Annotated in this window: 8 protein-coding genes and 1 other RNA gene; 3 read left to right on the forward strand and 6 right to left on the reverse strand. The window is 74.8% G+C overall.

Annotation, left to right across the window (positions count from 1 at the left end; genetic code table 11):
- Window positions 1–160 precede the first annotated feature (160 nt).
- Window positions 161–928 carry a very short patch repair endonuclease gene (locus tag OG550_RS11140; RefSeq protein WP_327676546.1) on the forward strand — a complete coding sequence of 256 codons (768 nt, stop codon included), beginning with the start codon at window positions 161–163 and terminating at the stop codon, window positions 926–928.
- A gap of 855 nt (window positions 929–1,783) precedes the next feature.
- Here the strand turns inward: OG550_RS11140 and rnpB are convergent.
- From rnpB to OG550_RS11155, 3 genes are all read right to left on the reverse strand, one after another.
- An RNA gene (rnpB, locus tag OG550_RS11145) (RNase P RNA component class A) lies at window positions 1,784–2,182 on the reverse strand.
- 13 nt (window positions 2,183–2,195) lie between these two features.
- On the reverse strand, window positions 2,196–3,638 hold the full coding sequence (locus tag OG550_RS11150) for a DHA2 family efflux MFS transporter permease subunit (RefSeq protein ID WP_327683812.1): 1,443 nt from the start codon (window positions 3,636–3,638) through the stop codon (window positions 2,196–2,198).
- Window positions 3,639–3,746: 108 nt separating this feature from the next.
- Window positions 3,747–5,213, reverse strand: a complete 1,467-nt coding sequence (locus OG550_RS11155; protein ID WP_327676547.1) for an RNB domain-containing ribonuclease — start codon at window positions 5,211–5,213, stop codon at window positions 3,747–3,749.
- A 202-nt stretch (window positions 5,214–5,415) separates the two neighbouring features.
- Here OG550_RS11155 and OG550_RS11160 point away from each other — a divergent pair, with 202 nt between their 5' ends.
- A complete protein-coding gene (locus tag OG550_RS11160) occupies window positions 5,416–5,880 on the forward strand; it encodes a DUF3995 domain-containing protein (protein WP_327676548.1) in 465 nt (154 codons plus the stop codon).
- A gap of 41 nt (window positions 5,881–5,921) precedes the next feature.
- The gene (gene yaaA / locus OG550_RS11165; RefSeq protein WP_327676549.1) at window positions 5,922–6,707 is read left to right on the forward strand and encodes a peroxide stress protein YaaA; all 786 of its coding nucleotides are present in this window, start codon (window positions 5,922–5,924) and stop codon (window positions 6,705–6,707) included.
- 178 nt (window positions 6,708–6,885) lie between these two features.
- Here the strand turns inward: yaaA and OG550_RS11170 are convergent, their stop codons facing one another.
- Genes OG550_RS11170 through OG550_RS11180 form a run of 3 tightly spaced genes read right to left on the reverse strand, consistent with a single transcriptional unit; the run spans window position 6,886 to window position 9,636 of the window.
- The gene (locus OG550_RS11170) at window positions 6,886–8,028 is read right to left on the reverse strand and encodes a bifunctional RNase H/acid phosphatase (protein WP_327676550.1); all 1,143 of its coding nucleotides are present in this window, start codon (window positions 8,026–8,028) and stop codon (window positions 6,886–6,888) included.
- Between the two features lie 4 nt (window positions 8,029–8,032).
- Window positions 8,033–8,776, reverse strand: coding sequence for a zinc ribbon domain-containing protein (locus tag OG550_RS11175; protein ID WP_327676551.1), 744 nt, complete (start codon window positions 8,774–8,776; stop codon window positions 8,033–8,035).
- 23 nt (window positions 8,777–8,799) lie between these two features.
- Window positions 8,800–9,636, reverse strand: a complete 837-nt coding sequence (locus tag OG550_RS11180) for a Nif3-like dinuclear metal center hexameric protein (protein ID WP_327676552.1) — start codon at window positions 9,634–9,636, stop codon at window positions 8,800–8,802.
- Between the last annotated feature and the right edge of the window lie 417 nt (window positions 9,637–10,053).

Below are 10,053 nucleotides of genomic sequence, written 5' to 3' on the forward strand. Positions count from 1 at the left end.
AGGCGCGATCAACTGTGGGCGTCACGGGGCAGGTCACGGACCCGACGGCCGGAAGCCTCCCGCCGCCGCCCCGCGCGCACGGCGTTGTTCCCCATACCCTGTGCGCGTGCGCGCCGACGGGGGCACGGAGACCAGGGGGCGTTGAAACCAGGGAGGAAAGTTGACGAAGGCAGGCGTGAAGGGGGCCGAGGCCACGCCCGCGAAGGCTCCCAGCCGGGCCGACCGGGCCAGGGAGCAGAACCGCGCCGCGGGCGGCGCCGACGCCCGACTGGTCGACGTCGGGGAGGGCCGGCTCCGACAGGCCAGCGTGGTACTGACCACGTCGGCGCGGACCGGAACGGTGCGCGCCCGGCTCAGCTGGTCCGTCGACCGGCGCTCCCACAGTGTGCCGTTGGGCGTGGTCGCCCGCCGCACCCGATACGCCAATCTCCGCGAGGGGTGGCGACTCGCACGGGAGGCCGGCCTACTGACGCCGCCACCCGAGGGGGGCACGGCCTCCTGGGCCTCCTCGGAGGGCACCCGTCGCTCGATGCGGGCCAACAAGGGCAGGGACACCACTCCCGAGCTGCGACTGCGTGCCCTCGTCCACGCCGCCGGGCTCCGCTACCGGGTTTCCGCCCGTCCCCTGACCGGACTGCGGCGTACGGCGGACCTGGTGTTCACCAAGGCGAAGGTCGCGGTGTTCGTGGACGGCTGCTACTGGCACGGCTGCCCCGAGCACGGGACGACGCCGGCCGTGCACCAGGAGTTCTGGACCAGGAAGCTCAACCGGACCAAGGAGCGGGACATCGAGACGAACCGCGCCCTGCGGGAGGCCGGCTGGACCGTGGTCCGCCTCTGGGAGCACACACCGCCGGAGGTCGCGGCCGAGACGGTCGTGGCGGCCGTGGCCGCGGCACGACTGGGTTCCGCACCGCCCGAGGCGTGACCCGGCGGGTACGACGGACGAGCAGGCCTATACGTCGGGCTCACCGGACGACTGACGGGGAGGGCGGCCCTGACCTGCAACCCTGAAGGCCAGGGCCGTTTTCGCGCTCCGGGGGGGTGTACTCGTCGCCGCCGTCCTCTCCCACTGCTTCGCACCCTCGTGTGGGGCGGATGCGGGCCGCGGGGCCGGACGGCCCGTTCCCGCGACTCCGGCACAGCCGTGGAATCGGCAACTCGGAGTGACCGGTCGTGGATCCGGGCGGTAGGGCTGCGACCTCAGGGATTCAAAGTCCGTCACTCTCGCGGCATGCTATTGATCAAGCCGAGGGGCCGGGTCACGGCCCGGTACCTCGGCCGGTTCAACACCTCCAGGCAGGACCGGTGGGTCTTCGACGACCGGGAGACCGGCCGCCACCTCGCCAAGTTCGCCTGGACCAAGATCGTCAGACACCGGCCGGTCGTCAAGGGCGCGCCGGTGGACGACCCAGCCGTGACCGAGTACCGAACCTCCCGGCGACGCAGGAACAAGCCTCCGCTGAGCCCGTTCCGGCTGCGTCTGTTCCAGACGCAGCCGGGGGTGCCTGCTCTGCGGAAGCCTCCCCCTGCACACCACCCACCAGCCGCAAAGCCCTCAGGAATGAGAGCAGTGGCTGCGGGCGACCCGAACGACGGTCCACGAGAACGCGATCACCCTCAAAGCGGGCGCAGGCAGGTCTGACGGTTTTCAGGGACTTTCAGTGCTGCCCGAGGGACGTTCGAGGGACTTTCCGCCGCGTGACACGGCAAGCCCCTGAAAGATCGAAAAGGGCCTCCGACACAGGTCGGAGGCCCTTTCGGGGCAAGGCCCCTGGTACGGCGGAAGAGTCGGCCTGTACGCCGGGTTCTGTCTCCCGGGCCGCTTGCGCGAGCCGGGGAGGCGGCCATCCATCTAGGGCTGCCGTTGCCGACAGCCTCGTGCGGTCTACCCGCGGACTCGGGCGAGCAGCCCTCGGTCATCCGCGCACGGCGCCCGGGGGCGCCGATCTTGACCTTGCTCCAGGTGGGGTTTACCGAGCCGGCCGGGTCACCCCGGTCGCTGGTGGTCTCTTACACCACCGTTTCACCCTTACCCGTCGCCGAAGCGGCGGGCGGTCTGTTTTCTGTGGCACTGTCCCGCGGGTCACCCCGGGTGGGCGTTACCCACCACCCTGCTCTGTGGAGCCCGGACGTTCCTCGGCGGGTCCTGAGGACCCGTCGCGGCCGCCCGGCCGGCTCTTCCGCCGTAGTCGTCATCGTAGCCGCTCGGGCGGGGCCTCCCGTACCGCGGCCCGGGCGACGGGCGGTTCGCCGCCGAGCCGGGCGGCCACCCGGGAGGCGGTCCCGGTGGCCCAGGCGGTGGTGGTGACCAGGCCGATCGCCAGGATGACGACGCCGAGTCCGGCCACGATCCACCAGCCGACGTGGCTGGCCGGGGCGAAGCCGGTGACGACGGGGCCGACCACGGCCGAGGTGACCGCGGTGCCGATCACGGCGACGCCGAGCGACTGGCCGACCTGCCGGCTGGTCGAGGCGACGGCCGCCGCCACCCCGGCCTGGGCGCGCGGCATGCCGGAGACGGCCGCGTTGGTGATCGGCGCGTTCACCATGCCGAAGCCGAAGCCGAACAGCGCGTACGCGACCAGCAGCAGGACGGGCGGGGAGTCGGCGGCGAGCCGGGTGAGCAGCACGCCGCTGCCGGCCAGGCCGAGTCCGGCCATCACCAGCGGGCCGCGCGGGCCCCGGCTGCCGACGATCCGGCCCGAGAGCGGTGCGCAGACCAGCATCATCCCGGCCATCGGCAGCGTCCACAGCCCCGCCTCGACCGGGCTGTAGTGGCGGACGTCCTGCAGGTAGAGGGTGTTGAGGAAGAGGAAGCCGCCGAGCGCGGCGAAGGCGCAGACCGCGGTCAGGGTGGCGCCGGTGAACGGCGCGCTGCGGAAGAACCGCGGGTCGACCAGCGGCTCGGCGACCCGCCGCTCCCAGAGCGGGAAGGCCACCAGCGCGACCAGTGCGATCACGGCCAGCCCCAGGATCAGCGGGGACGTCCAGCCGTGCTCCGGGCCCTCGATGATCGCGGCGGTGCCGCAGCCGAGCAGCGCCACCATGAGCAGCTGCCCGACCGGGTCGAGCCTCCGGGCGCGGGGGGCGCGCGACTCGGGGACGTAGCGGGCGGTCAGCAGGCAGGCGAGCAGGCCGACGGGGACGTTGATCAGGAAGATCGCCGGCCAGCCCGCCGTACTCACCAGGAACCCGCCGAGCAGCGGTCCGAGCGCCATCGAGATGCCGACCACGCCGCCCCAGACACCGATCGCCCGGGCCCGTTCCCTCGGGTCGGTGAAGGTGTTGGTGATGATCGACATCGCCACCGGGTTCAGCATCGAGCCGCCGACCGCCTGCACCGCGCGGAACAGCACCAGCCACTCCAGGCTCGTCGCCAGGCTGCAGAGCAGCGAGCCGAGCACGAAGAGCAGCAGGCCGGTCTGGAACACCCGGCGGCGGCCGAACCGGTCCGCCACCGAACCGAACAGCATCAGCAGCGAGGCGAGCACCAGGGTGTAGGCGTCGATGATCCACTGCAGACCGGAGGCGGGGGCGTCCAGGTCCTTCTGGATCTCCGGGAGGGCGATGTTCACGACGGTGTTGTCGAGTCCGACGATGAACAGGCTCAGGCAGCAGATCGCCAGGATCAGCAGCCGGCGGCGCCGGTCGGGGTCGCCGAGCGGCGCCGGGTTCGGGGCGGCGGGCGGTGGGCTGGGGGAGGTCGCTTCGGCCACGGCTCGATCCTCCCACCAGCCGGGGGCTCAGACGGTGGCGAAGCGGACCGTCCGGGTGGCGGGGTCGGCGGTGGTCAGCCGGACCCGGACCAGTTCGCCGAGCGGCAGGGCGGGACCGCCTGACGCGCCGTCGGGGCTCTCGCAGCGGGCCCGGACGGCGGGTTCGCGCAGCTGGACGGTGCCGTGGCCGGGCCGCTTGCCGTCCACGTCGACGACCAGCGCGGAGAAGTCCTCGCCCTCCCGGCCGGCCAGCAGCTCGGCCTCCACCAGGTCCACGCAGGCCCGCTCGACCTCACTCGAACGGCGGTCCCCGGCCGCCATCAGCGCCGGGATCCCGGACAGCGCCTCGCGCGCCCAGGCCGGCACCTCCTCCCCCGCCGCGACCGCCGCGCAGACCTCCTGGGCGAAGCGGTCGCCCAGCCGGCGCAGCGGCGCGGTGCAGTGCGCGTACGGCGCGGCCAGCGCGGCGTGCACCGGGTCGGCCGGCGCGGGCACGCCGCCGCTCTCGTCGAAGGCGGCGTACCCGGCGCCGCGCAGCAGGCCGGTGCACTCGTCGAGGAACGCCGCGTGCAGCGGCTTCTCCGGGTCGAGGGAGCGGATCAGGTCGGGGTACGGGAGGCCGGCCGGCCAGTCCACGTCCAGCGCGCGGGCGGTGCGGCGCAGCCGCTCGTACGCGGCGGGCGGGGCGGCGGGCAGGGTGCGGAGCAGGCCGATGCCCGCGTCCAGCATCAGTTCGGCCGCGGCCATGCCGGTGAGCAGCGAGATCTGGGCGTTCCAGCCGTCGGCGGGGGTGGGCGCGCGGTAGCCGAGCAGGTAGCCGCGCGGGGTCTCCTCGATCTCCTGTTCGGGGACGGGCAGGCTGATCCCGCCGCGGTCGCGCTCCCGTTCCTCGCGGAGCCGGCCGACGGTGGCGAGCAGGCCGAGCTGTTCGTCGGCGCCGTCGGCGTCCACCGCGCGCTGGACGGCCGCGTAGTCGAGCCGTCGCTGCGAGCGGACCACCGCGCGCCGCAGGTCGGCCAGGACGACGGCGCCGTCCTCGTCCAGGTCGAGCTGCCAGAGCAGCGCGGGGCGGGGCTCACCGGGCAGCAGGCTGGCCGCGTCCTCGGAGAGCCGGGTCGGGTGCAGCGGGACGCGCCGGTCGGGGAAGTAGAGGGTCTGCACCCGGCGGCGGGCCTCCTCGTCGATCGCCCCGCCCGGGCGGACGAAGGCGGCGACGTCGGCGATGGCGTAGTGCACCCGGTAGCCGCCGCCGGGGCGGTGGGAGAGGTGCATCGCCTGGTCGAGGTCGCGGGAGCCGGGCGGGTCGACGGTGAACAGCGGCAGGGCGGTCGCGTCGTACTCGGGCAGGCGCGGGCGTTCGGCGGCCTGTTCGGCCTCCGTCAACACGGCCTCGGGCCACTCGGTGCGGATCTCCAGGTGGGTCCGCAACTCGGCCAGTTCGTCGTTGATCCGGGCCGAGTCCGCGGCCTTGACGTGCAGTTTTCGGCGGGGCATGGGGGCAGCGTAGGACCGGCCGGGTGGTTCCGGCCGGACGTCGGCGGCGGGCGGCGCGCCGACGCCCGGCGGCTCCCGGGGCGGGGCCCGCCGGGCCGGGGCGGGGCGGCCGGGGGTGGCTGGGGGTGGCCGCCCCGGGCGGGCGGTGTGAGGAGTCGTAGCGTGGGAGGCGCTGATGATCGGCGGCGAAGGGGGTCGGGCGATGCGAGCGGTACGGGCCGTGGGGACGGCGGTGGCCGGGGTGCTGGCGGGGACGGGGGCGCTGCACGCGCTGTGGACGGTGACGCCGTGGCCGCTGCGGACCCCGGAGGAGTTCGCGGACGCCGTGGTCGGCACCGGCGACGGGGTGCCCCCGGCGGCGGCGTGCGCGGCGGTGGCGGGGCTGCTGGGCTCGGCCGCGTACCTGGTGGCCGCGGAGGCCGGGGTGGTGCCGGCGGTGGGGCCGGCGCGGCTGCGCCGGGCGGGGGTGCGGGCGGTGTCGGCGGTGATGCTGGCGCGCGGCGCGGGCGGGCTGGTGGTGTTCGGGGGCGGCCTGGCCGGGCACTCGGAGCGGTTCCGGCGCCTCGACACCCGGTACTACTCGCCACTCTGCCTGGCGCTCGGCGCCGGGGCGGCGGCGGTCGCGGCGGCCGGCACGGGTTACCGGGAGCGGGGGCCGGTTGCGTAGGGTGGCGGGGTCCGTCGCCACAAAGTGTTGAGGAGTCCGCCGTGCTGGTCCTGTTGCCGCCCTCGGAGGGGAAGGCCGCGTCCGGGGACGGCGTGCCGGTGGCGCTCGACGGACTGTCGCTGCCCGGGCTGACGGCCGCCCGGGCCCGGGTGCTGGAGACGCTGGTCGGGCTCTGCCGGGGTGACGGGGACGCCGCCGCCGGGGTGCTCGGGCTCAGCGCCGGGCTGCGCGGCGAGGTGGCGAGGAACGCCGGCCTGCCGACGGCGGGCGCGCTCCCGGCCGGGCGGGTGTACACCGGCGTGCTCTTCGACAACCTCGGGCTGGCGACGCTCGACGAGGCCGCGCACGAGCGGGCCGTGCGGACGCTGCTGGTCTTCTCCGGGCTCTGGGGCGCCGTGCGGATCGACGACCGGATCCCGCCCTACCGGTGCTCGATGGGCGTGAAACTCCCCGGACTGGGGGCGCTCGGAGCGTACTGGCGGAGCGCGATGGCGCCCGTGCTGCCGGAGGTCGCCGACGGGCTGGTGCTGGACCTGCGCTCCTCCGCGTACGCGGCCGCCTGGAAGCCCGCCGGCGAGGTGGTGTCCCGGACCGCGACCGTGCGGGTGCTCCAGGAGCGGAACGGCAAGCGCACGGTGGTGAGCCACTTCAACAAGGCCACCAAGGGCCGCCTGGTCCGTGACCTGCTGGTCGCGGGCGCCGAGCCCAAGACTCCCGGCGAGCTGCTGGACGCGCTGCTGGGCCTCGGCTACCGGGTGGAGGTCGCCGCCGAGGGAACCGCGCGCAAGCCCTGGCAGCTCGACGTGGTGGTCACCGAGGTGCACTGAGCACCGCCGCGGGGAGCGGGGCGGCACCGGGCACGAGCCGGGACACGAGCCGGGACACAAGCCGGGACACGGACCGGGACACGGACCCGGGCCCGGACACCGGCACGAACGCCGAAGGGCCGGTCGTCCGACCGGCCCTTCCAGGGGTGCCGCGCGCCCGGGCGCGCGTCCGCGCGGTTCAGCGCAGGTGCGCGGTGTCGTTGAGCAGCCGCAGCGAGGCGTTGCCGTCCGCGTAGTACTGGACGGCGCAGATCGAGGCGGCGGACAGCTCCATCCGGTACAGCGAGTCCGGCGGGGCGCCGAGCGCCAGCCGGACCAGCGTCTTGATCGGGCTGACGTGCGAGACGACCAGCACGGTCTTCCCGGGGTAGCGGGCGAGGACCTTGTCCCGGGCCACCCCGACCCGGTGGGTGAGGGTGGTGAAGCTCTCGCCGCCGCCGGTCGGCTTGGCCTTGGCGGAGCCGAGCCAGGCGGAGAGGTCCTCCGGGTACCGCTCCTGGACCTCGCCGAAGGTCAGCCCCTCCCAGGCCCCGAAGTCGACCTCGCGCAGCCCCTCCTCGTACCGGACGTCGAGGCCGAGCCGGGCGGCGACCGTCTCGGCGGTCTGCCGGGTGCGGAGCATCGGCGACGCGACCACGGCCTGCACCGAGCCGCGCAGGGCCAGCGACTCGGCGGCCCGCTCGGCCTGCCAGCGGCCCTTCTCCGAGAGCTCCGGGTCGGTGCCGCCGCTGCCGGAGAACCGCTTCTCCGGGGTCAGGTGGGTCTCGCCGTGCCGGAGCAGCACGAACGTGGTCGGGGTGCCGAGGTCGGCGTCGCCCGCCCAGCCGGCCTTGGGGGCGGCGGTCTCCAGCGGCGGTTCGTCGACGACGGCGACGGCCTTGGGGGCCTTGGGCTCCCACTGGCGGCCGGCCTTGCCCGCGTCCATCGCCTCGTTGGCGAGCCGGTCGGCGTCCTTGTTCCGCTCGCGCGGGATCCAGGTGTACTTGACCTGCCCGCGCGGCAGGACGGTCCGCGCCTCGGCGGCGAGCGGCTGCATGTCCGGGTGCTTGATCTTCCAGCGCCCGGACATCTGCTCGACGACCAGCTTGGAGTCCATCCGGACGTCCACCGAGGCGTCCGGATCGATGTCCCGGGCCGCCTTCAGCCCGGCGATCAGCCCCTTGTACTCCGCCACGTTGTTGGTGGCGTGGCCGATGAACTCGGCCGCCTCGGCGATGATCCGGCCGGTGTCGCCGTCACGGACGACGGCGCCGTAGCCGGCCGGCCCCGGGTTGCCCCGGGACCCCCCGTCAGCCTCGACGACGAACCTGCGACCCGCCACCGGTTCAGGCGCCCGAGTCGGCGGTGCGGACCAGGATCCGCCCGCAGTTCTCGCAACGGACCACCCTGTCGGCGGGCTCGGCCTTGATGGCGTTCAGCTCGGTGATGGAGAACTCGGTGCGGCAGCCCTCGCAGCGGCGCTGGTAGAGGCGGGCCGCGCCGACGCCGCCCTGCTGCTCGCGCAGGCGGGTGTAGACCTTCAGCAGGTCGGCCGGGACGACGGCGACGACGGTCTCGCGGTCGCGCCGGATCTTCTCCACCTCGGTGTCGATCTCGGCGAACGCGGCGTCCCGGCGGCCCTCGGCCTCGGTCAGCACGACGGTGGAGTGCTCCAGCCGCGCGGTCAGCTCGGTGACCCGGGTCGTCGCGGACTCCAGCCGCTCCATGATCTCCAGCACGACGTCCTCCAGATCGCCCTGGCGCTTGGCCAGCGAACCGATCTCGTGCTGGAGGTTCTCCAGGTCCTTCGGCGAGGTGATCGCGCCGGAGTCCAGGCGCTGCTGGTTGCGGGCGGACCGGGCGCGGACCTGCTCCACGTCCTGCTCGGCCTTGGTCAGCTCGCGGGTGGTGTCGCCGTGCTGGGCCTGGGCGGCGACGACGAGGTCCTTGAGCGCGGTGTGGTCGGCGTTGACCTTCTCGATCTCGGCGTGCTCGGGCAGGCTGCGCCGCCGGTGGGCCAGCTGGTCGAGCTTGGAGTCGATGGCCTGGAGGTCGAGCAGGCGGATCTGGTCGGCGGGCGCGGCGTTCAAGCGGAGAGCTCCTGTGAATCGGGTCAGGCGGGGAAGGACATGGGGGCGTGCGCGGTCCACGGGTCGGTGACCGTGTGGGAGACCTTCGTCTCCACGGCCCAGCCGCGCTTCTCGCCGGCGCCGTGCAGCGCCCGCTCGGCCAGGCCGAGCCAGGGCCACTCGGTGGCCCAGTGCGCGGCGTCGACCAGGGCGATCGGCGCCGCCTCGGCGGCCTCCGAGGCCGGGTGGTGGCGCAGGTCGGCGGTCAGGTAGGCGTCGACGCCGGCCGCGCGCACCTCCGCGAGGAAGCCGTCGCCGGAGCCGCCGCACACCGCGACCCGGCTGACCAGGCGGTTCGGGTCGCCGGAGACCCGGACCCCGGCGGCGGTGGCCGGCAGGCCGGCGGCGACCTTCGCGGCGAAGGCGGCGAGCGGCAGCGGGGGCTCCAGCAGGCCGACCCGTCCGCCGCCGCGCCGGCCCAGCGGGTCGGTCGGGTCCGGAACCAGCGGACCGGTCACGGTGACGCCGACCGCCTCGGCGAGCGCGTCCGAGACGCCCGGGTCGGCGTGGTCGGCGTTGGTGTGGGCCACGTGCAGGGCGATCCCGTTGCGGATCAGGGTGTGCACGGCGCGGCCCTTGAAGCCGGTCGCGGCGACGGTCGTGGTGCCGCGCAGGTAGAGCGGATGGTGGGTGACGACCAGGTCGGCCCCCCACTCGACGGCCTCGTCGACGACCGCCTGCACGGGGTCGACGGCGAACAGCACGCGGCGGACCTCGGCCTGAGGGTCTCCGCAGACCAGGCCGACGGCGTCCCAGGACTCCGCCCACTGCGGCGGGTACAGCTCTTCGAGGGCGGCGATGACGTCGGACAGTTTCGGCACCTGTCGAGACTACCGTGCGCGCGGGGCGGCCGGGCCGCCCGGTTCGCACGGCCGCCGGGGCGGAGCGGGGCGTACAGGTGCGCGTCAACCTGTGGTTCGGGGTGCGGAGGCGGGCGGCGGGCGCGACCCGGCGGGCGCCCGGGGGCGGTTCGCGCCGGGCCGCAGGGCGCGCGCCGCACACACGGGGCGGCTCGCACGAATTCGAAACGGTGCTCAGATCACCCTTACGAGTGAAGTGACTGGTTTCGCGTTGAGCATCCCCCACTACCGAAAGTAACTTCACTCCTGCGAACGGGAGTTGCCTCGACCCGAGGACGGGAGGCGCTCCGCCGGACCGCCGGACCGCGGGGACGAGCCCGCGGGACCGTCAGGCCCGGGCCGGACCGGTTCCGGGCGGCCGGGGCGGACGCGGCCGGG

The sequence above is a fragment of the Kitasatospora sp. NBC_00458 genome, assembly GCF_036013975.1.
GTDB lineage: Bacteria > Actinomycetota > Actinomycetes > Streptomycetales > Streptomycetaceae > Kitasatospora.